The sequence below is a fragment of the Floridaenema flaviceps BLCC-F50 genome (assembly GCF_041929275.2).
GTDB lineage: Bacteria > Cyanobacteriota > Cyanobacteriia > Cyanobacteriales > Aerosakkonemataceae > Floridanema > Floridanema flaviceps.
The window spans coordinates 791,926-817,544 of sequence record NZ_JBHFNR020000002.1 but is presented as its reverse complement, the minus strand read 5'-3'; the positions used below and the strand labels follow the sequence as shown (position 1 = coordinate 817,544).

Below are 25,619 nucleotides of genomic sequence, written 5' to 3'. Positions count from 1 at the left end.
TTAGAGAGCCAAGCATAGCCTTGTAAAGTCAAGAGGCTGCACTCATTATATTTGCGATCGCTATGGTAGACATCTATATTCTTGACCTGCTAGTTATCGGTTTATTACTACTAATTGTTACTTTAGCCTCTGGTTGGATTGCCCGATTACCCCTTTCTTTCGCCCTGATATACTTAATTGTTGGTATATTATTAGGGCCTTATGGCACACATTTAATCCAACTGCGTCCTGATGCTAATTTTTTGGAAAGATTGACAGAATTTGTGGTAATTGTTTCCCTCTTCAGTTGTGGATTAAAAATGAATCGACCGCTGAATCCTATTGCTTGGGGTTCCACAGTTCGGCTAATTGGTCTTTTGATGCCTATTTCCATTTTTGCGATCGCCTTTATCGGACATTTTCTCCTAAAAATGGACTGGGGCCCAGCAATTTTACTAGGCGCAATTCTAGCACCAACCGATCCAGTTTTAGCTTCAGAGGTTCAAATTTCCCATGTAGAAGATAAAGAAGAACTACGTTTTGGTCTAACCTCAGAAGGCGGTTTAAACGATGCTTTAGCTTTTCCTTTTGTTTATTTTGGTATTCACTCTTTAAAAGATAGTAATTGGGAAAACTGGTTTAAACAGTGGGTGGCAATTGATTTAATTTGGGCAATTGCTGCTGGTATTCTAATGGGTATTCTAGTTCCCAAAGCAATAGTTTGGATTGACAAAATTCTACAAAAATATCGTCCTGTTGATGTATTAATGGAAGATTTTGTAGCACTTGGCATCATTTTACTCACATATTCCTTAACAGAAATTGTCAATGGATATGGATTTTTAGCCGTATTTGTTGCCGGAATTATTGCTCAACATAGCTATCACAATCCAGAAAAACGCCTATCTCAATTAGAATTTACAGAAAGAATTGAAAAATTGATGGAAGTTGGGACTATTTTATTACTAGGTTCCATCTTAAGATTACCTCAAATTATACAATTTGCTGGGCAAGGATTATTAGTAGCAGCACTGTTAATTTTTCTGATTAGACCTGTAGGCGCTTGGCTTAGTACAATAGGAGGTGGTTATCCTCAAATCACCCGTTACTTATTTGGTTGGTTTGGTATTCGTGGCGTTGGTTCATTGTATTATTTAACTTATGCTTTTGGCGAAGGATTAAAAGATAATTTAGGAGAACAAATTGCCTGGATTACTTATATAACGATCGTAATTTCTGTACTTTTACACGGTGTTAGTTCTACACCATTAATGAAGTTGTACGAACGAAGTTTGGAAAAGCGTCGTGATAAAATTGCCAGTGAAGCAGGTGTTGGTAAAGCCTGACATTTTAGGCTAAATAACGCAATTTGCTAGTTATAATAATTGAGATTAACATTAGTACGTTGTTGCGCTGTCTTCGCTCTTATCGAGAGTAGTAATAAGAGCGAAGACAGCGCAACAACATACCTATTTCTAAGTAATTTTATTTTTTATGAACCGCCCAGACGCAGAGAACGCAGAGAGAAGAGAAGGAGGAGTTAATAACTCAAATAGGATTATTATAGATGCCATATTGAGAGAAGCTTCAGAACTTTATAATGCTGGTTATTTGCTAGAAGCAGCAGAAAAGTATGAGGAAATTCTACAAATAGATGGCGACTGTCCTGAAGCTTTGCATGGTTTGGCAATGCTGTATTTTAATCAAGAGAAATATCAGGATGCACTAGAAATTCTATCTCAAACTTTAAGTTTTGATGCTGTTAACCCTAACTTACATTACAGTTTAGGGTTGGTATTAGAAAAAATTGGTTATCTTGAAGAAGCAATTACAGCTTTTCAAAAGGTTATAGAACTTTTTCCTCAGTGGATTGAAGCTTATCATAGTTTAGCTAAACTCCTCACAGAAACAGGTAACTTTGCTCAAGCTGAAGCAATTTATTTGCAAGCAATAGAACTAGATAAAAATGATTACCTCAGTTATTTATATTTCGGCAATTTCTTGATGATGCAGCAGCAGATTGAGGAAGCGATTACCGCTTATCAAATAGCTTTACAAATCAAACCATCTGACTCTCTAATTCTGCAAAATTTAGCTATTGCTTACGCTGCTAAAAATGAATCAGCGCTAGCATCGCTTTATTTTGGTTATGCTGCTTATTATCAGGGAGATTATCAACAAGCAATTACTCATTTTCAAACTTTTCTCAATACCCAAACTGGAGAAGTTGATCTTTACTTTCACTTGTCCTTAGCTTTACAAGAATGTGGACAAACTCAAGAAGCAATTCAAATAATCAATGATGCTTTAAACTTATTTCCTAATAATTTAACTCTAAAGTTGGAAAATTTACGAATCTTGCCAATTCTCTATAAAACTCCGTCAGAAATAGAGTTTTATAGACAAAGATTTAGTCAAGGTTTATTAGAGTTAACGCAAGCAATAGATTTAGTAGCTACTGAATCAAAACAAAATGCTTTACAAGCAATTAGTTGGCGAACTAACTTCTATTTACAATATCAAGGTTACAACGATTTAGAGTTACAAAAAATTTATAGTAATTTTGTACATCAAGTAATGTCAGCGAATTACCCACAATGGGCAGAAAAGCAACAAGTTACACCTCTAAAACCAACTGATAAAATTCGCTTAGGATATGTTTCTGATAGTTTTCATTGGCATACAGTTGGCACAATCTTTCTTGGTTGGATAAAACATTGCCAAAACCAAGATTTTGAAGTTTACTGTTATTATATAAACCATCAAATCGACCAAATTACAGAAGAATATCAAAAATATAGCAATTACTTTTATCATATTACTCATAACTTAGAAGCTACTTGTCAACAGATTAATGCCGATAAATTACATATTCTCGTATTTCTAGATATTGGCATGACACCCCAAATGACAAAGCTTGCAGCATTGCGATTAGCACCAATCCAATGTGCAGCATGGGGACATCCAGTAACTACAGGATTGCCCACAATTGATTATTATTTATCGGCAGATTTGCTAGAACCAGAAAATGCTCAAGAGCATTATTCCGAGCAATTAATTCGCTTACCTAACATGGGAATTTGCTACAGTAAACCGCTAATACCAGCAATTACAAAGACTCGCGCAGACTTTCAATTGCGGGAAGATGCAATTATTTATTTGTCCTGTCAATCCCTTTTTAAATACTTACCGCAATATGATTATATTTTTCCTATTATTGCTCAAGAGGTTAGGCGATCGCAATTTGTTTTCATTGCTCACCCCATAAATGAAATAACCGAACAATTCCGCCAACGCATTCAACAAGAATTTACTAAAATTGACTTAAATTTTGACGATTATTGCCTAATTTTACCCCGCCAAAATCAACAAGATTACCGCCAACTTAACTTATTAGCTGATATTTCTCTCGATACAATTGGATTTACTGGATTTCTCACCACATTAGAGAGTATTGCTTGCAACTTACCAATAGTTACTTGCGTAGGTGAATTTATGCGATCGCGTCAAACTTCCGGCATTTTAAAAATGTTAGGAGTTACTGATACAATTGCTAAAAATCCAACCGAATATATCCAAATAGCTGTAAAATTAGGCTGTCAACCAGAGTGGCGACAAAAGATTGTAGAGCAAATTAAACATTCTCAAACTTCCCTTTACAACGACAAAACTTCCATAGAAGCACTCGAAGAATTTTATCGTAGAGTACACAGATCCCTTTAGATCCCTTTAGATCCCCGACTTCTTCAAGAAGTCGGGGATCTAGCTTGCGATCCCTTTAGATCCCCGACTTCTTGAAGAAGTCGGGGATCTAGCTTGCAAAAGAACATTTTGCTAACAACTTCGTCTATATCGAAAACAAGACAGGACTTCTCATGGACAACAATACCCGCAAAAAATTAATTCTAGCACCCAAAATCGCCTTCATTTGCCTTTCAGTAATTCTGCCATTAATCGGGAGTGTCAAAGCACAAACCGCCATCAACACCGAAATTATTGCTCAAGTGGAAAAACTCAGGGATACTGATAAAATAAAACGCTTAGAAGCAGTCAGAGAATTGAGAAAAATCGGTGTTCCTGCAATTCCCATTCTCACCGCAGCATTAGAAGAAAAAGAACAACAAATTAGGGGTGGTGCAGCTTTTGCATTAGGCGCGATCGGACCTGAAGCAAAAACCGCAATTCCCCAATTAATTACCATGTTAAAAGATGAAGATGAACAGGTAAGATTAGATGCTGCTGTAGCATTAAGAAGAATTGGTTCGCCTGCGGTTTCTGCACTCACGGAAGCATTAAAAGATGAAAATGTTTTAGTTCGTAGAGGTGCTACTTTTGCTTTGGCGGGAATAGGTGCAGAAGCTCAACAAACTATTCCTATACTAATAGAAATGCTCTCCGATAATGATGAACAAGTACGCTTAAATGCCAGCATAGCTTTAAGAGGAATTGGTCCAACAGCTACACCCGCACTTACAGAAGCATTGCAACACAAAAATCCTTTAATTCGCAAAGGTGCAGCGATCGCATTAGGACAAATTAACACAGAAATTTCCCAAGTTCGCAACCAACAAAATCAACGCGATAATTTGCGTCCAAACCCTTGTGTTACTCGTCCCAATATTTGTGCCCCTCGTCCCAATATCTCTACTCCTCGTCCTAATATTTGCAATCCTCGCCCTAATATTTGTGTTCCTCGTCCTACTCCTACTCCTACTCCTATTCCTCGCCGAACTCCACTACCAAAAACTTAAAGATTTGTCTCAACAGAACTAGGGAATGGTGCGTTACTAACGCACCCTACAAATTTTTTATATTTTCTTACTCTGGCGAAATGCTTTGTTAATCTTGTTTAGAACCGTTAGCTTTGTTACCTAGCAATTTAGTTAAATATGTTTCTAACTCAGGGGAAAGTTCTACTGGTACATTGCCGGAACTTAGATGTAATTCTTGTCGAGGGTAAGGAATTTCTATGTTGCGCTCTCGGAAAATTTCATCAATCCGAAAGTAAATATCACTTTTAATTAAAATCTGTCTTCTGGGTTCGGTGATCCAAGCAACTAAATCTAAGTTTAGATAATTTTCAGCATAGCTTTTAAAAAGTACGTTTGCAGGTGGATCGGAGGCTACTTCAGGATGCTCTTTAGCTACATCTAGCAAGGCTTGGCGCACTTTTTTTAAATCAGAATTGTAAGCAATTCTTACAGGTATTTTAATTAAAGCAACTGGGCTACCATGACTCCAGTTTATTACTTCTTTTTCGAGAAAATGGGAATTAGGAACAATAATCGAAAGTCGTTCTAAAGTGAGAATTTCAGTGCTTCTAACGCTGATTCGTTGTACTGTTCCCATAAATTCTCCGACGTTGATAAAGTCTCCTACTTGGATAGGACGTTCAAAAATAATTACTAAACCACTGACAAATTCTTTGGCAATTCCTTGTAAACCTAAGCCAATACCAACGCCTAAAACCCCGGCAAAAATTGTTAAGGAACTGAGGTCTAAACCCCAAATTTGTAGTAATAAAACTGTGCCAATAAAAATTAAGGTATAGTTGGCAATAGTGGCGATCGTCTCTTGATCTCCTAAGTTCATTCCCGTAAACGAGAGCACACGCGATCGCAACAAGTTTCTCACCACTTTAGTCAGCGATAAAAGACCGAAAAATAACCCAATCAGAATCGCGATTTGAATAACTGAATAGGAATTACTTCCTAAATTAACGATCGGTTCCGCTAAAGTGTAAACTATCACATTTGATATTTTTTGACTCCAGAATCTTGTTTGGGGAAACAAATTAGCAATATACAGCAAAGTGTATAACCAAATTCCTAGCCGCAGTAATTTTAAAACTAATTTTGCTAACAAATGAACCTTCGGCGGCGCAGCAGTTTCCCTCACTCTTTCTGGCGTAGGCAGTAACCGAAGCAACCAGTATTTCCAAAACCAACCTAACAACAAACTAACAACAATTGCTAACAAAACACATCCCAAAGAAACCAAGGCTGCATAACGATTATATCCCGGTCTTCTTTCTTTTTGTGCTTGATTAATAGCAGCTTGTAAAATATTTTGCCAGCGTTTCGCTTGCTCCTCTTTGGTAACTCCAACTGGTACATCTTTATCCGTAACAGTGACTAAATTAGTGCCATTAACCTGAATTACAGGAAAACTATTTATTTCCTGCACCTTTACCTGTGCTGGATTGCCTGATGCCACAGCCTGATTTAAAATTTGATTAGCTTGATTAGCTCTTAGTTCTGCATCAATCTCATTTAATCGGCTAAGCTTAAATAATTGTCGTCCATCAAGAGTAACAGGAGCAGTAGAATTTTGTTGTGCTAAAACAGGCATCACAGACAAAACACAACCTAAAATAAAGCTGAGGGTAATTATCTTCAGAGATTTCATCTTTCTTAAATAAAAGTCAATTAGCCAACTCATAATGATAACTTGTAGAAAAGTTCATTAACGGAGCATAACAATTTATGTCCTACGATTACGATCTTTTTGTCATTGGTGCTGGTTCTGGAGGATTAGCAGCTTCCAAACGTGCAGCTAGTTACGGCGCAAAAGTAGCCATAGCTGAACGAGATCTCGTCGGTGGTACCTGCGTTATTCGCGGTTGTGTACCTAAAAAACTCATGGTTTACGCCTCCAAATTTTCTCATTATTACGAAGATGCAGTAGGTTATGGTTGGAGTGAAGTACAACCTAGCTTTGATTGGAAAAAACTAGTTACTAGCGTGGATAACGAAGTTAAACGACTGAGTAAGCTACACATTAGTTTCCTCGAAAAAGCGGGTGTTGAATTAATTCAAGGCGATGCCACTTTGTTAGATCCTCATACCATAGAAGTAGATGGACGCAAAGTGACAGCTGATAAAATTTTAATTGCGGTGGGCGGAGAAGCAATTAAACCTGATATTCCCGGAGCTAAAGAATACGGCATTACCTCTCGCGAAATATTTCTTTTGCCAGAACAACCAAAGCGTTTTGCTGCGATCGGAGCAGGTTATATTGGTGTAGAATTTTCCTGTATTATGAATGCACTCGGTAGCGAAGTTACTCAGTTTATTCGCACCGATCGCATTTTAAGAGGTTTCGATGAAGACATCCGCAGCGGTGTTCAGGATGCCATGATCGAACATGGGATTAATATTGTCACCAATACCTATATCCCTAAAATCGAAAAAGTCTCAGATGGTTTAGAAATAACCTATTTGGACAAACAAAATAATACTGAAGAAAAAATCACCGTAGATGCAGTGTTAATTGCCATTGGTCGCGCCCCTAATTTAGCACATCTCGGTTTAGAAAATACTAATGTAGAAATTGTCCAGTGTGACGATCCTGATTTGCCCAATTTACATGGATATACCGTCAATTGTGCGATCGGAGTTGACGAATATAGCCGCACCACAGAACCAAACATTTTCGCTGTAGGAGATTGCACCAACCGAATTAATTTAACCCCAGTTGCAATTAACGAAGGTCGAGCTTTTGCTGATACTGAATTTGGCAATAATCCCCGAATTTTTAGTCATGAAACTGTTGCATCTGCGGTATTTTCTCAACCAGAAGCCGCTACAGTTGGCTTAAATGAATTAGAAGCTAAACAAAAGTACGGCGATGGGGTAAAAGTTTATCAGGCTCGGTTCCGTCCTATGTACCATAGTTTTACCGGAAAAAATGAAAAAGTGATGGTCAAATTAGTAGTTGATAGCAACACCGACAAAATTTTAGGTGCTCACATGATAGGGGAAAATGCTGCCGAAATTATTCAAGGTGTAGCGATCGCAGTTAAAATGGGAGCAACTAAAAAAGACTTCGATGCAACAGTAGGAATTCACCCTTCCACAGCCGAAGAATTCGTGACTTTACGATAACTCAGGTCTTGAACCAAGAGGCAGAACCTCCATTCTTCGTTCCCAGGTTGAACCTGGGAACGAGGATAACGAGGAACAGTTTTGAGTTTTGAGTTTTGAATTCTCCACCTCCCCAGTCCCCTTGTCCCCTTGTCCCCTTGTCCCCTTGTCCCCTTGTCCCCTTGTCCCCAACCCCCAACCCCCAACCCCCAACCCCCAACCCCCAACATTGAACCTCGATCGCACTTGCCCAGTCTAAACTGGAGATAACAACGGGTGAGGGAAAGACCATTGGTTTATCTTGTGCCAGGTGTAGGTGTGCCAACAGAAGACATATCCGACTCGGATTTAACAGAAAAGTGCTTACAAGGCGATAAACAAAGTTTTCGCCAACTTTATCAGCGCTATCACCAGCGAGTCAGATCCACACTGTACCAACTTTGCGGAACATCCGCGATCGATGACTTAGTGCAAGAAGTGTTCCTGCGAGCGTGGAAAGGTTTGCCGCAACTACGTCAGACAGCGCAATTTTCTACCTGGCTTTATCGTATTACCTGGAATGTAGCTTGCGATCAGCGACGGCAATTTGCCCAACAGCGCAATTTTAATACCAAATTAGAAACCCAAGACCCAAAACAATCACAATCACCAGCGCCCGACCTGATGCAACTACATTATCAGGATTTGGTACGACGCGCACTAGAACAGCTGAGTTTAGAACATCGGGCTGTAATAGTTTTGCATGACCTAGAGGAAGTTCCGCAAAAAGAAGTAGCCCAAATCTTGGGTATTCCGGTGGGAACAGTTAAATCTCGCCTATTTCATGCCCGTGCTGCGATGCGACAATTTCTCCAAAAACAAGGAGTTCAGCTATGAGTAACTTACCAAATGATGACCAACGCTTAATCGATTTCTTACGGCAAAATCGCCCAGAAGTTCCCCCATCTCCCCCCGACTTGGAAGAAAAACTTTTCTGTGCGATCGCATCTTCTCCCCCCCCACAACTGCACCATCATTCCCCAAATCATCCCTCTCGTTTTCGACAAGTATGGTTAGTTCCTCCCGCTATTGCTGCTAGTTTAGCCTTAGCTTGGGGTGGTAATTATTGGCGAGAAAATAACTCTTTAAATAACGCTTTCGCCACCATTAACTCTCTTTCGCCAACTACTGCCCCTCTACTAAATAAAACCATTTCTAAATCAAGTAAATTTCTCATTAGTAACTCCAACTATCTCCCTGTTCAAAATCGGAGCCAGAATCATCAAGAACTCGTTAAAATAGAAAACTTTTTAGAAAACAACTGGAATGGGGTTGTTACTAATAATTCTCCAGAAATGTCGGTAGAAAATATCCAAAACGAGTACTTAAATCTGGCTAAAACTAAAGCTTATTACCCAACTAAAAATCCAAATTTAGTTACTACAAGGAGATAGAAAACAATGTTATTCAGTCGTGCTTCTGCGATCGCGTTTTTAACCCTATCGATTAGCGCAGTTGCCATTGCTAACCCTAAACCTTGGTTTTCTCAACCTACTTCCCAAAATCCCAATCTACCCAATAACCATCCTAATCAAGATGTCCCCAAATGGATTCAAAGACTCAATCTCACAACAGAACAAGCTCAACAAATGCAGACAATTAGTAATAAGTATAGAGGACAAATTGTTGAATCAGCCAAAGCTTTGCGCCAAGCTCAATTTGAATTAGGTCAAATGTTGGGAAGCGATGCCAGCATAGATAGCTTGCGGCAAAAACATCGTCAAGTCGAAACCTTAAAACAAAAAGTGGGAACTTTGCGCTTTGAAAGTTTATTAGAAATGCGAGAAGTGTTAAATCCAGAACAACGTCGTCAAGTAGCGCAAAATTTACAAAATAGAATTAAAATGCAAAAAAAACATGATTCTCGCTTTCCAGAAATGCCGCCGCCACCAAGGGTAGTAGGGGAGAAGGATTAAAGCTTTTTTCTTTATTTCCTAGAATATGTAAATTAAATCCTCAAATCGATTAAGCGAATGAATTTGGAATACATTTATCTGCACGGCTTTGCTTCTAGTCCTAATTCAGTTAAAGCCAATTATTTGCGCGATCGCTTTTCCCAAAGCCAAATTCCCCTAACAATTCCTGACTTAAATCAATCCGACTTTACTCATTTAACAATGACGCGCCAACTGCGTCAAGTAGCAGCAACTTTCCCTCCCTCACCAACACCAGTCACTTTAATTGGTTCTAGTTTTGGCGGATTAGCATCAGCTTGGTTAGGCGAAAAACAACTACAATGTCAAAAACTAGTCTTGTTGGCTCCAGCTTTTACTTTTCTTGATCTGTGGTTTTCCGCTTTAGGAGAAACAACAGTTGAAACTTGGCAAAGGGAAGGATTTTTACCAGTTTATCATTACGGGTCAAAGCGATCGCTCCCCTTAAGCTACAACTTTGTAACCGACTTAAAACAATACTCAGAAACCAAAATTCAACGCCAAATTCCCACCTTAATTATTCACGGGATAAAAGATGAAGTCATCCCGATTCAAGCTAGTCGAGACTTCGCCGCCTCACGCCCTTGGGTAAAATTAATTGAACAAGACAGCGATCACTCCCTCGCCAACGTTTTACCAGAAATTTGGCAAGAAATTTCCACTTTCTGCCAACTGAGCAATTTTTAGAGGTAAAATTTAATCCTAAACAATAATGCCCAATCCCCTCTATGCTTAACTTTATTCGTTCCGATTTCGCTCAACTGGTTGCCTATCAACCCCACCCAGGCGGCACATCTGGCGAACCAGTTAAATCAGACATTACCATCGATCGCTTAGACTCTAACGAAAGTCCCTTTGATTTGCCTAACGAATTAAAGGAAAAACTGAGTTGGACTTATCAGCAAGTAATCGAAAATAATCGTTATCCAGATGGTAGTTATGTGGCGCTCAAAAGTGCGATCGCCGAATATGTCAACGAATCCGCACAAATCACCGACATTACCTTAGATAATATTTCTGTTGGCAACGGTTCCGATGAACTGATTCGCTCAGTTTTAATCGCCACCTGTTTAAAAGGAGAAGGTGCAGTTTTAGTCGCCAACCCTACCTTTTCCATGTATGGAATTATCTCCCAAACATTAGGAATTCCAGTAGTTACAGTCGGACGTTCCGAAAGTAATTTTGAAATAGATTTAGACGCAGCACAACAAGCAATTAATCAAACCCAAAATCCACCAATTCGCCTCGTTTTTGTCGTCCATCCTAACTCGCCAACAGCCAACGCTTTAACAGCAAAAGAATTAGATTGGTTGCGAAATTTGCCAGAAAATATTTTAGTAGTAATCGATGAAGCTTATTTTGAATTTAGTCAAACTACCGTCGCCGCTGAACTAGCACAACATTCCAACTGGATGATTTTAAGAACTTTCTCAAAAGCCTTTCGTTTAGCTGCCCATCGCGTTGGATATGCGATCGCCCACCCCCAACTAACAGCAGCCTTAGAAAAAGTTCGCTTACCCTACAACTTACCCAGTTTTACCCAAGCCGCTGCCTTATTTGCCATGAATTATCGGCAAGAAATACTCGCATCAATAGGGGAAATTTTAGCTCAAAGAGAACAACTAATTAACAGTTTATCTGGACACCCAGCCTTAAAAATTTGGCCTAGCGCCGCTAACTTTATCTATCTCCGTTTGCTCCCAACAACCACAGATCAAACCGCTAAACTAACAGCATTAACTCAACAACTAAAATCCCAAGGAACATTGCTCAGACAAATTAGCGGAGGATTAAGAATTACAGTAGGAACTCCCCAAGAGAATCAGCGATCGATCCAAAGACTAAAAACCACCCTAGAAAGTTTTGAGTTTTAAGTTTTAAGTTTTGAGTTTTAAGTTTTGAGTTTTGAGTTGGCAGTTTTGAGTTTTGAGTTGGCAGTTTTGAGTTTTGAGTTGGCAGTTTTGAGTTTTGAGTTGGCAGTTTTGAGTTGGCAGTTTTGAGTTTTGAGTACGGACAATTCATTAATTGTCCGTACAGGGAGAAAGTTTTGAGTTAAATAATTTCCCAAGAGTCCCAAGAGTCCCCTCTACCTAACCATCATTAACCCTTGCAGTTTTAATAGTTTGAGGAAAAACACCCACCAAAAGAGCAAAAGCTTCATCCGGTAATTGATCCAAAGTTTGGGAATCAAAAAAGTTTTCAAACTGAAACATCAACTTTTCCGCCCGTTGTAAGGGATCGTCATATTCTGTAGACTTTTTCATTAACCGGAGCCACTGAATGCGAATTTTATAAGCAGTTTGGCGATCGTCAAAAGTTTCTGGAACAATCAAAGAAAGATTCCCCACCGGAGTCACCCTTTGGCAATCTAAATCGCAGTTACCACCAACAGCAGCCCCAGGCCCAGCAAATTCAGCATGGTGAGGTTTATAGATAATTAAACCATTGCGCTTACAGCGATTAATCGTCAGCAACCTACCTTCTTGCAAATGTTCCGTAATTTCCGCAGCAGTAAGATTTTCGTATTCTTGGGGCATATCACCTTTTTGCTCAATCGTCAACAGTTAATTTTTAGCATAAACCCGATCGCGCTGCACTAGTCAAGCGCTTATGCAACAGTAATTGTCGAGGTTTTCCCAACAACAAACAAGCCCAATTAGAATCTACTTGGTGTAAGCGATAGCCCAACTGACTATAAAGCCCTCTTGCCTTGTGGTTGTTTTCCAGTACGTGCAAATACAGGTCTTGATAACCCCAATTTAAAGCAATTTGCTCACAAGCCAGTAATAATTGCCTCGCTACACCCCGACGACGGTATTCAGACTGTACCGCCAAATTGGACAAATAGGGATAGCCAGAGGAATTATAGAACTGCCAAGGATTAGTCGATCGCAAAGACATTTCCACCGTTCCCACCACACAATCCCGATCCGGGGGAGCAACTGTTCTCCCCCTTACCTCTTGCTCAACCAATTGATCTTGACGATCGCCGAGTTGAGAATCTTTGTAGATCCCCACCAAACAAACATAACGCGACGAACTAGATTGCAACCGATGGCGCAAATCTTCGTATATCCCCAAGCGAAACAGGGGATAAAACCAACCAGTAATACCGGAGCGAGAGTGAAAGCTATTAGCCAGGATTTCCGCCAAATAGCTTAAATCTTCGGTTTTAGCAGCACGGATTTGTAAAGGAGAAGAACCAGACAAAATTACCTCCGGTTCTTGCTGGGAGTTTTTTAGGAACCAGAACAAGAGCTTCACAACGGTTTACTTTTTTACTGTTACTTAAGCTAGAGCCAAGTTATGCTTAAGTTCAATCCCGGACAATCCAAAGTTGTATAAACTACGATTGGTGAAAGTCACTCTCAACTGCATTAGGATCGTACATAAGGGTGTATCACTTACAGAAAGTATAGAATTGTAAAACTAGGATACGGGTTATCTGCCTAGATCAGTTGAGAGCAGCAATGCTAAACTTGGTATTTCTTTAAAATAGCCTAACGCTTGTCGATGTTAATGTGTTTTCTCCTTATATTTAGGTAATACTTAGCGAACAGGTTTCCCGTCTCAGGCTTCCGGTTTCAGGAAATTCTCTTGACACCCCATAACTGAGTCAGGATACCCACTTCCGTAAAGCGTAATTATACGGAAAATTGCGCTAACGCTATGTGAATCGGACAATAGTCGGTGGTGAGTAGTGGATTGGAGTTAATGAAGGGAAAAATAAAACAGAATTGGTATTTGCTGCTTTTATAAATTGTCACCAGCTAATGCACCTTGTAATGAAACCATTTGCTTCTGGGATGACTTGCTTAGGCAGGAGAGGATTATATGAAGTCCCAACACACTAATAAACCGAAACTTCTGGTTGTTGATGATGAACCAGATAATCTCGACCTGCTGTATCGCACCTTCTATCGGGAATACAAAGTGCTCAAGGCAACATCAGGGACAGCGGCTTTGGAAATTTTAGCCAAAGAAGGAGATGTGGCAGTAATTATTTCCGATCAACGGATGCCGGGAATGAGTGGTACTGAATTTTTGAGTTTAACAGCCACTCAGTACCCAGATACAATCCGCATTATTTTAACTGGTTATACTGATGTCGAAGACTTGGTAGAAGCTATTAATAGCGGTAAGGTTTTTAAGTATGTAACTAAACCTTGGGAATCGGACGCTTTACAATTAGTAGTCCGACAAGCTTTGGATACTCATAATGTCTTGCGGGCGCGAACTCAAGAATTGTGCCGTACCCTGCGCCAAGAGTCTTTACTCAATACGGTTACTAATACTATCCGCTCCCGCACCGATCATCGGCAAATCCTGCAAACAATTGTAAACACAGTTGGACATATGTTGGAGGCGGATATCTGTATTATTCGTCCTTGTCATGATAATGCGATCGCTGATGAAAGTTTTGTCTATCGCAAGCGAGGCGTTGGAGAAAAATCACCAGAGAATAACAACCGATTAGCCACTACCTCAACAGATAATAGTTTGGCTCAAACAGTTTGGGAAACTCATGATGTCCACGTTATTGAAGATGTGGCAACAGATGAACAAATTCAAGGAGATAGTCCAGAAAAACAACAAAGATCGGCAGCTTTTGCCAAAGCGGGAATTCGTTCTTCTTTGGTAGTACCTTTAATTTGTCAATTGGAATTGACTGCTGTGTTAGCGCTGCATCAATGTACAGAAAATCGTCGTTGGCAAGATGATGAAGTACAACTAGTTTTTATGGTGGCAGATCAAGCTGCTTTGGCGATCGCGCAAGCACTCGCTTATGAAAGATCGATCGCAATGGCTAAACGTGAAGCTTTAGTCAATACTATTACTAATGCCATTCGTTATAGTCTCGATCCTAAAGATATTTTTTCCGCAATTACTAAACAACTTGGCGAAGCTTTGAATGTAGATGGTTGTGCGCTTTCTTTATGGACACCAGATGATGAATATGTCCAATGTGTAGGATTATATGATGCTAATGAATTAGGTTTGCAAGTGTTCGATGTGGAATTTGGCGAATTAGAAAATAATCACAAAAAAAGGCAAACAAAGGGAATCGAGAATCGGGAAGTAACAGGTGAATTACCTCATCACCACTCCCCAGTTACCACTCCCCAGTTCCCAATTAATCACAACTCAAAATCAACAATTACATCTTCATCTCGACTGCCGCAATCTTCAGTACCAATTTCCGCAAATCCGGTATTACAAAGATTGATAGAAACTCAACAACCAGTGGTAATTAATGATTTAGAAGCCATGCCGGAAATGCAGGGGTTTGATTTGCCTTTGCGGTCTTCAGCCAGGGCTTTAATGATGGTACCTTTGATTTGTGATGGACAATTAATTGGTAGCATTACTCTCCGGGAAGCAAGTTCGGTGAGAAAATGGCAACAGGTAGAAATTGATTTGGCGTTAGCTGTGGCAGCACAAGCGGCGATCGCAGTTCAACATTCTCGGCTATATCAAAAAACGCGGCAACAAGCTGAAAGATTATTAGAATTAGATCGGCAAAAAACTGAGTTTTTTCAAAATATCTCCCATGAATTTCGCACTCCCCTAACTTTAATGATGGGGCCGTTAGAATCAGCAGTAGCCCAAACAAGTGACCTGCCCCACCAACAAGCAGTAATTGCTTTAAGAAATACGCGCCGTTTACTGCGATTAGTTAATCAATTATTGGATATTCAAAGACTTGATGCTGGAAGAATGCAGGCGAGTTTTCGCCCCTGCGATGTGGTGATGATGGTAGGTCAAATTGTCGAATCTTTCCGCCCTTATTGTGAGAAAAAAGGTTTGCGTTTGGTGACAGAACTTCATTCTTGTCCCAAAGTTTATTTAGATCCAGAAAGATTTGATAAGGTAATTTATAATTTGTTATCTAATGCGATGAAATTTACTGATAATGGCGGTGCGATCGCCATTAAAGTAGAACCAGCAGGAGATCATGTTCGCCTACAAATTAAAGATACTGGAATTGGCATTCGCACCGAACAAATTCCCCATTTATTTCAACGTTTCCGCCAAGCTGAAGGTTCCGTTAACCGTTCTTATGAAGGTAGCGGTTTAGGTTTAGCTTTAGTTAAAGAGTTAGTAGAACTTCACGGCGGACAAATTTCTGTCGAATCAATTTATGGCGCGGGAAGCACTTTTACAGTTTGGTTACAAACAGGAATGGCGCATTTACCTTTAGATCAAATCTTAGAAGTACCAACCCAACTTCAAGCTAGTCGTGCTGCTGTAGAATTAGCAGATTTAGAGATTTTAGAAGCACCAGAAACCAGAGAAATTAGCAGAGAACAAGTAACAACAGAAATTTCTGTTGATTCTCATGAAAATTCTAACGCCCCGACAATATTAGTAGTAGATGATAATCCTGATTTACGGAGTTATGTTTCTGAAGTATTGCGTGCTTCCGGTTTTCAAGTGTTAACAGCTAGACATGGTGCAGAAGGTTTAAGCATCACAATAGACAGGCATCCTGATTTAATTGTCACGGATTTGATGATGCCGATCGTCTCTGGTTTAGATATGATTCGCCGGATTCGAGATTTGCCAGAAATTAAGGCAACACCAATTATTTTGTTAACCGCCAAAGTCGATGAAGATACCAGAATAGAAGGAACAGAACAAGGGGCAGATATTTATTTAGCTAAACCTTTTAACGATCGCGAACTTTTAGCCGCCGTGCGAAATTTATTAGCACTTAAAGTCAACGAACAAAAGTTGCAAGAGTTAAATAAATATCTCACAGAATCAGTATTAAAGCGCTTTTTGCCCCCAACTTTAGTGAATAAAGCAGCGACAGGAGAACTGTCATTAGATTTGCGCCCCGAACCAAAATTAGTGACAATTTTGTTTAGCGATATTGTTGGTTTTACCCAACTTTCTAATACTTTAAGAAGTCGGCGCGTTGCTGAATTACTGAATGAATATTTGGATTATATGACTAGGGCGGTATTTGCCAACGGTGGTACTGTGGATAAATTTATGGGTGATGCAGTGTTGGCGATGTATGGTGCGCCGGAAGAGTTGACACCGAATGAACAGGTGAAACGTGCGATCGCCACCGCCAGACAAATGCACTACTATTTAGAAGAACTTAACCAACGTTGGCGAGAACAAGGTATCCCCGAAATACAGTTCCGCTGTGGTATTCATCAGGGAACAGCAGTAGTGGGAATGTTTGGTGGTCAAGAACGAGCCGATTATACTGCGATCGGACCGACAGTGAACATCGCCTCCCGACTGCAAGCCTTAGCCCAACCTAACACCATCTTAGTTTCCGCCGCAGTCGCCGATTATCTGGACGAAGCGGAAATCACCAAGGGTAGTCCCCTGCAACTTAAAGGCATAGATGAAACCGTGTTGACTTTCGTAGTTGATAAAGCAGAAGGAAAGAAAGGGGAAAGGGAAAAAGTGAAAAAAATTGTGTAGTTGCCCAAAGTTGTGCTATCCTAGCTAGAGCGATGAACAAACTGAGGTTGTCGGTTGTAAGTCGCAATGCGGGCGTAGTTTAGTGGTAAAACTATAGCCTTCCAAGCTATTAATGCGGGTTCGATTCCCGCCGCCCGCTTTAAATCTGTTTTAGTTCATTTTTTCCAGCCTCAAAAGCTTGAATTTTTTCGTACAAGCTATCGACAGTCTCGCCTGCAAACACTTGATCTTTGGTTTTCAGGTAATCTCCCTCTCCTAAGTTACAGGCAGCTACAAAACGAGCGACTTTTAGGGGTTCCATGTGGGTTAGCAAGATTTCCAGTGCTTCTTGAATGACTTGTTTTTCAGTTGGCAGGTTTACTTTCATCTTCAATCTCCAAAATAAAATCTGCTGGATTCATCACTCTAAGGCTCAGAGATTTACACTTATTAATTAAACGTTTGTCGCAGGTTAGGAAATAATCGCTATTAGCTGCTTCGGCGCAGGCAATATGCAAAGCATCCATAGCTTTAACTCCATTTTGTTCTAACTCTTTGGCACGTAGGCGAATCGATTCATTGGCAATTTGTTGAACGCTGGCAAGGCTGAGATAGAGATTGACGGCTTTTGCGCGATCGGGATCGCTGTTGCGGCTGTTTTCATACTCTAAAATATTGGAGTTAACCAACTCTACTTGTTTGTTCTGGATCATTTGCAAGATTAGTAGCATCGCCTGGGTTTCTAGAAAGATTTTGACCTGGGATTGATCGTCAAAAGGGCGATTGAAAACGCTGGTGTCGAGGTAAAGACGCAGCCTTTTATTTATAGCCATCATCTCCTAAAAGTCCCATTCTTCAAACAGTTCTGATACCGCCATTGAAAAACCCGGTACTACTTCTTCGCCATCTAAGTTATCTTGAGGGCGGAGAAAGCGATCGGGTTCTGAAGAATGATAAACCAAAATATACTTTTCATCAGGATGGATCACCCAAACTAAGCGCGTTTCATTCTCGAAATATTCCACAATTTTGTTGTGAATTTCTTCAATAGTGTTGCTAGGAGAAAGAATTTCCACAGCTAGATCGGGAGAACCTTGGAAAAAGCCACGAGGAGGACGACTCAACCCCTGTAAGCGGTTCCTTGCAATAAAGGAAAAATCAGGAGAACGTTTATTTCCTCTTTTGAGGGTAAATGCTGTACTGGAATCACAAATGGCTCCAAGTTTGTTAGCCCGAATATACCCCCCTAAGACTATTGTCAAAATGCAAGCAACATAGCCATGTTCCATCCCTGAATTGCCCATATCCACAACCTCACCATTTACCAATTCGTAACGATGCCCATCTTTGGGTAATGCCATAAATTCTGCATCTGTCCAAACTTTCTTTTCAGTGGATACCGTCATAGCCTTAACCCCCTAAAATTTCCTCGAATCGCTACTTCCAGTTTGGCACTTTCCACAAACTACTCGTAACTCATTAACCCAATCTTGAGCATCCCTCCCTTCTAGAATGTATTAACTAGAGGTGAAACAATATGAATCAAGCATTGAGACAAAAAGCAGTTGTTAAACCTGGGGGAATCATTGAAATTAGTTCCACAGAATTGCTCCCAGGCACTACAGTAGATGTGATTGTGATTGTGGAAAGTTTACCGCAAAAGAAGAGAACAATGCGGAGTATGATTGGCACGGGTAAGGGGAGTTTTGCTACTTCCCAAGAAGCTGATGAATTTATTAGCAGGGATCGTGATTCTTGGTCATCTTAAATGCGATTTTAGGCGATCGAGTTTAGTTAAATACCAATGTTTTCATTTACAGGAAGCCTGCGATCGCCTAAACCCCCAAAATCTCATCAACAGTTAATTCCAATTCGGGAAAAGTGGGAGATATAATTCTTTGGGAACCTCTAAAAGCTGTAACTTGATAAACTCCTTCATTTAATTGATAAACAAAAACTGTAGGATTTTTGGGATTACCTAAATAATCTCTACTACCAATAGCTAAATAATCTACAATCCAATATTCAAAAATACCTAAACGTTGATATTCATCTAATTTATCAATGTAATCATCTTCCCAATTTGTTGATACCACCTCTACAGCTAATTGCAAAGGTTCGCGCAAAGCAGAATAAGCTAAACGGTTAGCACGCCAAACATCTAAATTTACTACACTAACATCGGGAAAACGTCCTTGTTCTCTGCCATTTTTTGTTAAAGTGGCAATCATAATTCTACCAGATACTTTATAATTTAAGTTGAGTCTGTCAACTTGTTTATTAAGTTGTTCTGTAATAAAATCTGCGATATCGTCATGTTGTCTAGTTGCTAATATTCTCACAATTTCCCCATCTACTAACTCATAACGACCATCATCAGGATATTGTTGCAGAAATTGCTCAAATGTTAGCTTTTGTTTTGACTGTGTTGGTGTGAGACTCATGCTGTTGTTTACCTTTTGGTGATTAAGGGAAGGTGTGTAACTACATTTTATTGATTTGGGTAGCTGTTTTGACTCTCGTCTCTGCGATTAGGTTAAATGTCGGGAAAGATTTATACTGGGTTGGGGTTAATTATCTTTTTTTTGAACCGCAAAGAACGCAAAGAGCGCGAAGGAAGAAGAAGAGAGAAGGGGAGGAAGATACGCCAATCGGGTAGTAGGGAATGGTCGGCGTTTTTGCGTTAAGATAGGGTGCGGTAGACTGTGGATAAACTTCAGAAGTGTCAGATTGTCTACGTTGACGCTAAGATTTTGGATGGGATAAGTGCTTCCCTAATGTAAAATTTTGTATTTGGTATTGTGCAGGGTAATTATTGATGACTCAGAGTGAAGCAGAAGTTCGGGCGCGGAAGGTAGAAGATTTGCGATCGCAGGGAATAGAACCCTATCCTAGCGAATCATATCAGCGATCGCATACAACGCAGCAAGTTAGGGACTTATTTAGTCAACCCGGAAAAGAACTCGAAAATGGACAAAACGATCCCGAAGAAACACCAATAAAAGTTTCTGGACGCATTACTTCTAAACGCGATAGTGGTAGCATTATTTTTATCGATTTACGAGATTCTACAGGTAGAATTCAACTGAAAATCGAGAAAAAAGTAGTAACAGGTGAAACTGGTTTATCTTTTAAACAAATTGAAAAACTTCTCGATGTAGGAGACTTTGTTGGTGCATCGGGAATTGGAAGTCGTACTAATAGAGGCGAGTTATCAATTCTCGTAAAAGAATTGGTATTATTATCCAAAGCTACTATTCCTTTTCCTGATGCTTATTACGGCGTTAACGATCCAGAAACTTGTCGCCGTCATCGGGAAATGGACTTAGCAGGAAACTTGGAATCTTTCCAACGTTTTGCACTTCGCAGTAAAATCGTCCAAAGCATTCGGAATTATTTAACCGAAACCGGGTTTTATGAAATCGAAACTCCGGTTTTACAAGCGATTTACGGTGGTGCTGCTGCACGTCCATTTATTACCCATCACAATGCTTTGGACGTAGATTTGTACCTGAGAATTGCGCCAGAATTGTTTTTAAAAAGGGCTGTTTGTGGCGGTTTTGAGCGAGTTTTTGAATTAGGAAGAGTATTTAGAAACGAAGGTGTTGATAGTACTCATAATCCTGAATTCACCTCTTTGGAAGTTTACCAAGCTTACGCTGATTACTTTGATATTTTGGGAGTGGTAGAAGAGGTATTTTGCTACGCTGCTAAAACTGTGCATGGAGATAAGCAGGAAATTGAATATCAAGGGGAAAATATTAGTTTAGAACGGAAATACGACCACAGCGAGAAGTTTCCTGGTTTTACTGGCAAACATTGGCAAGTGAAAACAATGGTGGAAGCGGTTAAAGATGACACTGGGTTGGATTTTGATAGTTTGGAATTGGCAGATGCAATTAGTAAAGCTGAACAGTTAGACTTGCATCTTTCTAATTTAGAAAAACAGAGTTTAGGCTATGTGCTTTATGCTGTTTTTGATAAGTTAGTTGCGCCAAAATTAATTCAACCAACTTTCATTATTGACTTTCCGGTGGAAGTGAGTCCGTTAGCAAAAGGACATCGTAGCAAACCTGGTTTTGTGGAAAGGTTTGAATTATTTATTGCAGGTACAGAGTACTCGAATGGTTTTTCTGAGTTGAACGATCCGAAAGAACAAAGAAAGCGGTTTGAGGAACAGTTAGCACAGAAAAACGCAGGCGATGATGAAGCACATCCGATGGATGAAGATTTCATTGAAGCTTTGTCTTTGGGAATGCCAAATTGTGCAGGAATGGGAATCGGAGTCGATCGATTAGTTATGCTTTTAACTAATACCCAAAGCATTCGTGATGTGGTGATGTTCCCCACAATGCGTCCTATCAAAGATCAGCAAGAAAATAATACTGAAGCAAAGTAGATTTAGTAGTTGCAAAACACTAAATCGATTTGGAAAAGTTCTTTTTTCTTCGCGCTCTTTGCGTTCTTTGCGGTTCAAAAAAAGATCTTTTTAAACCGCAGAGACGCAGAGGACACAGAGAAGAGAAAAGGAGAGGTTTAAGCTGAAGAACTTAAAATACGATCGACCACCCCTCACGATCGGCTTGTTTTTCGGTATAAGATACCCCATGAATCTTAATGCCACGATTATCCAGCAGTGTGATAATGCCGCCTTTGTTACCTAGTTGTACAGTTTCAGGTAACTTTACGACCAATGTGCTGCCCTTTTCCAGTGTTCCTGATAGAGGATGTTTGTTCTTTAATCGATCGGCGATCGCCCATCCAGTCAAATCAATTGATGCAGGTGAGGTGTTGAGTAAGGTTACTGTTTCTTTTCCCGGATCGGCACCTTCTGGATTGACAAGTGCCGCAATAATGCGAATAACTAAATCAGGTTCACCTTCAATTGGGGTTTGAGTTGGATCGCTTGGTTCAGGTTTTGCCGTAATGCAGTGTCCAGTTTTATCATCAGTATGCCAGCATTGTGACTGAAACTTGAGAAAGATACCAATCCAGCGATTTTCTGAGGGAAAGTGAATCAACAAGGCACCATCCTGCCAAACTCCATCATCTCGCTCAAACTTCTTGTCATTGCCTTGGTTCATGTGTATGTCATGAATGCCATTACCTGGCAGAAAACCAAAGATTTTGTCTTTAATATTACGTTCTGGCCCCCAACGTTCGCCAAATGCGTAGATCAGAGCATCTTCATCTGACATTGCCCGCTGAATATATTTGTCAATCTTTTCGTTTAAGTCATTATCTGGGCCAGGAACATTGAATGGTAATGGAATCATTTTCCTGCGATCGAACAGATTGCCCCGAATGAAATCTAATGCTAACCCACCAGGTTTGGATTCAAGACGCTTAAAACCCAGAGGTAAATTAACCAGGTTTGATGTAATTGGATGGACAAAGTTCTCGTCCATTAAATATTCCAATTCAGATGGACTGAGCTTTGAATTTGCATTAATTGCAATTCGGTAATCAGTATTATCATCGACTAAGTGAACTTGGTAATGAGCATTCGATGTCACTGCGAGTCGTCGTGCGATCGGACGACCCTTCAAAACACCGTATTCCTTCAACGGCATACTGTTCTCCTATTTATTAAAAAGGCAAAGAATGAATGCTGGGATCAGACGATGAACCCTACTTTTCTCCAGCAATTAAGCTTACTAATGATCTCCACAATTCTAACGATCCGATAGTAGTTTTTGGAGTACCCGTGAGGGTACTTTTTTGCGGTAGAACAGTTAAAGTAGATTCATCCGATCGCTTAATCAGATGGTTGAGCGATCGCAACTTTATTTCTCCCAGAATTTTTAGCATCATATAATGCTCGATCGGCTGCTATAATTAGTTCTTGTTTAGTCTGACCATGTATACCATAAACAGCAACCCCCAAGCTGACAGTATAAGTAATAGTAGTATGATGTACCATCACCTTTTCGTTTTGGATAGCACTTCGTAATCGTTCTGCTAAAACAACAGCATCCTCAACACTATCGACTCTGGAAACAACGAGAAACTCTTCTCCTCCCCATCGACCTAAAAGATCTTCTTGCCGTATGATTAGATTAAGGGTTTGTGTAAAATGCTTAAGAACAAGATCTCCGCTATCGTGTCCATAGTTGTCATTGATTGATTTAAAGCGATCGATATCCATCAAAATAAAAGTTATTTTATTATTTTTTCTTTGACAATAAGCAATTTCTCTATCAATTTGGCGTTCTATAGCACGGCGATTTAAAGTATTAGTCAGAAAATCACATTCTGCTAAAGTATTTAAGTCTTGATAAAGTCTTTGACAAACCATTGCGATGAATCCTGTTGTTATCAAAAAACTATTGATGAAACAGGCCATAAAATAAAAAACTTGAAACCCGTCAAGATTAAGCGCAAATAAAGAATTTGGAAGTTCATGGTTCACTGTGATTATAATTCGAGCTAATGTAAGACTGCTGTGTAATAAAAAGATAATCGCGGTAAAACGGCTGGAAATAAGCAGTCTTTTATCTCTATTATTTAGTAGTTGAGAAGCAGAAAATACACTAATTATAAAACTAATCCAAGAAATATTGATGATTCGTAAAGAAAGAGAATGTATAATATAAGTAAAATGAAAATGAATCCCCCAAAAAATACTGTTTAAAGCCAAAATCCAATAACGCGGGAACTTTTGTTCGGTAAAACATGAGATGCCTTGCAAACTAAAAGAATACCCGGCAGTTATTAATATATTAGCAATAATAATCGAAAAGAAATCAGAAATAGCTCCGCGAAAGACTATAAGAAAATATCCAAGGGAAACTAATGTATGGCCGACCAACCAATGGTTAATCCCTTTATATTGATTAGTCAGTACAAACAGCAAAACTAAAGGTATGATTTGCAAAGATAATAGAACTGCGCCCAGAAAAAGAATAGTGCGAATATCAAGATTCATTAGACTTTTTCCTAGTCAAAGGAATTAAGAGTAGTTTATTAAAGTTGGTCGATCGGATAATGTAGACTTCTCTAAAATTCTCTCACGGAATTAGTCTTTTGAGGTAGCCCATAATTTCAGCTTCAACAATCTGAATCAAAAAGTAAGTCTAATAAAATGACTAATGACTCTGTTTCTAGTAAGATGAAAAACGGACGATTCGAGGTAGATGGAGAGTAAAAAGTGCCTACGCTCGGTGTTAATATCGACCATGTGGCGACGATTCGCCAAGCACGTCGGACTGTGGAACCCGATCCGGTAGCAGCGGCGGTGTTGGCGGAGTTAGCTGGCGCTGATGGGATTACTGTACATCTGCGGGAAGATCGGCGACATATTCAAGATCGGGATGTGCGGTTGTTGCGGCAAACGGTTCGCACGCATTTAAACTTGGAAATGGCGGCGACGGATGAGATGGTGGCGATCGCTCTCGATATCAAACCAGATTACGTTACCTTAGTACCGGAACGTCGAGAAGAAGTCACCACAGAAGGCGGACTAGATATAGCGGGACAAGTCGATCGCCTGAGTCTAGTAGTAGATAAATTACAGAGTGCCGGGATTCCGGTAAGTTTGTTTATTGATGCCGATGAAGCCCAAATTGCCGCATCTGCTAAGGTAAAAGCTAAGTTTATTGAGTTGCATACGGGGAAATACGCCGAGGCGCATGACGAAGCAAGTCGGGAAAAGGAACTTCAGGTTTTAGTTAAAGGTTGTGAAATGGCGATCGCTTCCGGTTTAAGAGTCAACGCCGGACATGGACTAACTTACTGGAATGTTTACCCCGTTGCCGCAATTAAAGGTATGGAAGAACTCAACATTGGTCATACAATAATAAGTCGGGCGGTTTTAGTTGGTTTAGAACGAGCCGTCAGAGAAATGAAAGAAGCTATTCTTGGTCATTAGTCATTGGTCGTTGGTCATTGGTTATTGGTCATTGCTGAGAAAGTGATTTATTTTAAATTGTTTTCCAAATGACTTATGACTTATGACTTATGACTTATGACTTATGACTTATAACAAATGATGAAGGAAGATTGACAAATGGCAACTTATTACTACGTTTTGGCAAGTCAAAAGTTTTTGTTGGAAGAAGAACCGCTAGACGAAGTATTGCGGGAAAGAGTGAGAGACTATCACGAAAAAGAAAAACAAATTGATTTTTGGTTAGTCAAACAACCCGCATTTTTAGAAGCTAAAGAAATGGCAGCTATTAAAGCTAAAACTCCGCAACCAGCTTGTGCAATAATTTCCACCAATCAGCAATTTATTACTTGGTTAAAATTGCGCTTGGAATACGTAGCTACTGGAGAATTCACAGCGCCATCTAATTCTATTCCCGATCCCTTAGCTTCTTTAGCAACCGTTGCTTAAGCGCTTGCTAAAAAACAATTTTAAGTTTTAGGTTTTGAG

General features: G+C 39.8%; 23 protein-coding genes and 1 tRNA gene. 15 read left to right on the top strand and 9 right to left on the bottom strand.

Annotation, left to right across the window (positions count from 1 at the left end; all coding sequences use genetic code 11):
- The first annotated feature begins 62 nt into the window (after positions 1 to 62).
- From ACE1CI_RS23785 to ACE1CI_RS23775, 3 genes are all read left to right on the top strand, one after another.
- The gene (locus tag ACE1CI_RS23785) at positions 63 to 1,325 is read left to right on the top strand and encodes a cation:proton antiporter (protein WP_413267247.1); all 1,263 of its coding nucleotides are present in this window, start codon (positions 63 to 65) and stop codon (positions 1,323 to 1,325) included.
- 148 nt (positions 1,326 to 1,473) lie between these two features.
- The gene (locus tag ACE1CI_RS23780) at positions 1,474 to 3,702 is read left to right on the top strand and encodes a tetratricopeptide repeat protein (RefSeq protein WP_413267246.1); all 2,229 of its coding nucleotides are present in this window, start codon (positions 1,474 to 1,476) and stop codon (positions 3,700 to 3,702) included.
- A 152-nt stretch (positions 3,703 to 3,854) separates the two neighbouring features.
- On the top strand, positions 3,855 to 4,730 hold the full coding sequence (locus ACE1CI_RS23775; protein ID WP_413267245.1) for a HEAT repeat domain-containing protein: 876 nt from the start codon (positions 3,855 to 3,857) through the stop codon (positions 4,728 to 4,730).
- Positions 4,731 to 4,818: 88 nt separating this feature from the next.
- Here the strand turns inward: ACE1CI_RS23775 and ACE1CI_RS23770 are convergent, their stop codons facing one another.
- Positions 4,819 to 6,420 carry a mechanosensitive ion channel family protein gene (locus ACE1CI_RS23770; RefSeq protein ID WP_413267244.1) on the bottom strand — a complete coding sequence of 534 codons (1,602 nt, stop codon included), beginning with the start codon at positions 6,418 to 6,420 and terminating at the stop codon, positions 4,819 to 4,821.
- 44 nt (positions 6,421 to 6,464) lie between these two features.
- Between ACE1CI_RS23770 and gor the strand changes: the two genes are divergently transcribed.
- The 6 genes from gor (at position 6,465) to ACE1CI_RS23740 (ending at position 11,691) form a co-directional block, all read left to right on the top strand.
- Positions 6,465 to 7,865 carry a glutathione-disulfide reductase gene (gene gor / locus ACE1CI_RS23765; protein WP_413267243.1) on the top strand — a complete coding sequence of 467 codons (1,401 nt, stop codon included), beginning with the start codon at positions 6,465 to 6,467 and terminating at the stop codon, positions 7,863 to 7,865.
- A 255-nt stretch (positions 7,866 to 8,120) separates the two neighbouring features.
- A complete protein-coding gene (locus ACE1CI_RS23760; RefSeq protein WP_496615746.1) occupies positions 8,121 to 8,720 on the top strand; it encodes a sigma-70 family RNA polymerase sigma factor in 600 nt (199 codons plus the stop codon).
- Positions 8,717 to 9,277: a hypothetical protein gene (locus tag ACE1CI_RS23755; RefSeq protein ID WP_413267241.1), complete on the top strand. Its 561-nt coding sequence runs from the start codon at positions 8,717 to 8,719 to the stop codon at positions 9,275 to 9,277. Before ACE1CI_RS23760 ends, ACE1CI_RS23755 begins: the two co-directional genes overlap by 4 nt.
- Before the next feature lie 6 nt (positions 9,278 to 9,283).
- The gene (locus tag ACE1CI_RS23750; protein WP_413267240.1) at positions 9,284 to 9,799 is read left to right on the top strand and encodes a Spy/CpxP family protein refolding chaperone; all 516 of its coding nucleotides are present in this window, start codon (positions 9,284 to 9,286) and stop codon (positions 9,797 to 9,799) included.
- A 57-nt stretch (positions 9,800 to 9,856) separates the two neighbouring features.
- Positions 9,857 to 10,504 (top strand): YqiA/YcfP family alpha/beta fold hydrolase, encoded by a 648-nt coding sequence (locus ACE1CI_RS23745; protein ID WP_496615745.1) that lies wholly within the window; start codon positions 9,857 to 9,859, stop codon positions 10,502 to 10,504.
- A gap of 41 nt (positions 10,505 to 10,545) precedes the next feature.
- On the top strand, positions 10,546 to 11,691 hold the full coding sequence (locus tag ACE1CI_RS23740) for a histidinol-phosphate transaminase (protein ID WP_413267238.1): 1,146 nt from the start codon (positions 10,546 to 10,548) through the stop codon (positions 11,689 to 11,691).
- 216 nt (positions 11,692 to 11,907) lie between these two features.
- Here the strand turns inward: ACE1CI_RS23740 and ACE1CI_RS23735 are convergent, their stop codons facing one another.
- Both ACE1CI_RS23735 and ACE1CI_RS23730 read right to left on the bottom strand, forming a co-directional pair.
- Complete coding sequence (locus tag ACE1CI_RS23735; RefSeq protein WP_413267237.1) at positions 11,908 to 12,378, bottom strand: hypothetical protein; 471 nt, start codon at positions 12,376 to 12,378, stop codon at positions 11,908 to 11,910.
- 10 nt (positions 12,379 to 12,388) lie between these two features.
- Positions 12,389 to 13,072: a GNAT family N-acetyltransferase gene (locus ACE1CI_RS23730; protein ID WP_496615893.1), complete on the bottom strand. Its 684-nt coding sequence runs from the start codon at positions 13,070 to 13,072 to the stop codon at positions 12,389 to 12,391.
- 579 nt (positions 13,073 to 13,651) lie between these two features.
- Here ACE1CI_RS23730 and ACE1CI_RS23725 point away from each other — a divergent pair.
- Both ACE1CI_RS23725 and ACE1CI_RS23720 read left to right on the top strand, forming a co-directional pair.
- The gene (locus ACE1CI_RS23725; protein ID WP_413267235.1) at positions 13,652 to 17,263 is read left to right on the top strand and encodes a response regulator; all 3,612 of its coding nucleotides are present in this window, start codon (positions 13,652 to 13,654) and stop codon (positions 17,261 to 17,263) included.
- Between the two features lie 68 nt (positions 17,264 to 17,331).
- A tRNA-Gly gene (locus ACE1CI_RS23720) sits at positions 17,332 to 17,402 on the top strand.
- Here ACE1CI_RS23720 and ACE1CI_RS23715 read toward each other — a convergent pair.
- Genes ACE1CI_RS23715 through ACE1CI_RS23705 form a run of 3 tightly spaced genes read right to left on the bottom strand, consistent with a single transcriptional unit; the run spans position 17,403 to position 18,648 of the window.
- The gene (locus tag ACE1CI_RS23715; RefSeq protein ID WP_413267234.1) at positions 17,403 to 17,630 is read right to left on the bottom strand and encodes a hypothetical protein; all 228 of its coding nucleotides are present in this window, start codon (positions 17,628 to 17,630) and stop codon (positions 17,403 to 17,405) included.
- The gene (locus tag ACE1CI_RS23710; protein ID WP_413267233.1) at positions 17,608 to 18,078 is read right to left on the bottom strand and encodes a type II toxin-antitoxin system VapC family toxin; all 471 of its coding nucleotides are present in this window, start codon (positions 18,076 to 18,078) and stop codon (positions 17,608 to 17,610) included. The genes ACE1CI_RS23715 and ACE1CI_RS23710 overlap by 23 nt, the downstream gene beginning before the upstream one ends.
- A 3-nt stretch (positions 18,079 to 18,081) precedes the next feature.
- Positions 18,082 to 18,648, bottom strand: coding sequence for a Uma2 family endonuclease (locus ACE1CI_RS23705; protein WP_413267232.1), 567 nt, complete (start codon positions 18,646 to 18,648; stop codon positions 18,082 to 18,084).
- A gap of 131 nt (positions 18,649 to 18,779) precedes the next feature.
- On the opposite strand from ACE1CI_RS23705, the gene ACE1CI_RS23700 reads away from it, so the two are divergent.
- The gene (locus ACE1CI_RS23700; protein WP_413267231.1) at positions 18,780 to 19,010 is read left to right on the top strand and encodes a hypothetical protein; all 231 of its coding nucleotides are present in this window, start codon (positions 18,780 to 18,782) and stop codon (positions 19,008 to 19,010) included.
- 67 nt (positions 19,011 to 19,077) lie between these two features.
- Here ACE1CI_RS23700 and ACE1CI_RS23695 read toward each other — a convergent pair whose 3' ends face one another.
- Positions 19,078 to 19,686, bottom strand: a complete 609-nt coding sequence (locus tag ACE1CI_RS23695) for a Uma2 family endonuclease (protein WP_413267230.1) — start codon at positions 19,684 to 19,686, stop codon at positions 19,078 to 19,080.
- Positions 19,687 to 20,060: 374 nt separating this feature from the next.
- On the opposite strand from ACE1CI_RS23695, the gene lysS reads away from it, so the two are divergent.
- Positions 20,061 to 21,641 (top strand): lysine--tRNA ligase, encoded by a 1,581-nt coding sequence (gene lysS / locus ACE1CI_RS23690; protein WP_413267229.1) that lies wholly within the window; start codon positions 20,061 to 20,063, stop codon positions 21,639 to 21,641.
- A gap of 151 nt (positions 21,642 to 21,792) precedes the next feature.
- Here the strand turns inward: lysS and ACE1CI_RS23685 are convergent, their stop codons facing one another.
- Entirely contained in the window at positions 21,793 to 22,815 is a 1,023-nt protein-coding gene (locus ACE1CI_RS23685) for a DUF2278 family protein (RefSeq protein ID WP_413267228.1), read from the bottom strand.
- A gap of 185 nt (positions 22,816 to 23,000) precedes the next feature.
- The gene (locus tag ACE1CI_RS23680) at positions 23,001 to 24,170 is read right to left on the bottom strand and encodes a GGDEF domain-containing protein (protein WP_413267227.1); all 1,170 of its coding nucleotides are present in this window, start codon (positions 24,168 to 24,170) and stop codon (positions 23,001 to 23,003) included.
- 222 nt (positions 24,171 to 24,392) lie between these two features.
- Between ACE1CI_RS23680 and ACE1CI_RS23675 the strand changes: the two genes are divergently transcribed.
- Positions 24,393 to 25,112, top strand: a complete 720-nt coding sequence (locus tag ACE1CI_RS23675) for a pyridoxine 5'-phosphate synthase (RefSeq protein WP_413267226.1) — start codon at positions 24,393 to 24,395, stop codon at positions 25,110 to 25,112.
- A 138-nt stretch (positions 25,113 to 25,250) separates the two neighbouring features.
- Positions 25,251 to 25,580 (top strand): MgPME-cyclase complex family protein, encoded by a 330-nt coding sequence (locus ACE1CI_RS23670; protein ID WP_413267225.1) that lies wholly within the window; start codon positions 25,251 to 25,253, stop codon positions 25,578 to 25,580.
- The last annotated feature ends 39 nt before the right edge of the window (positions 25,581 to 25,619 follow it).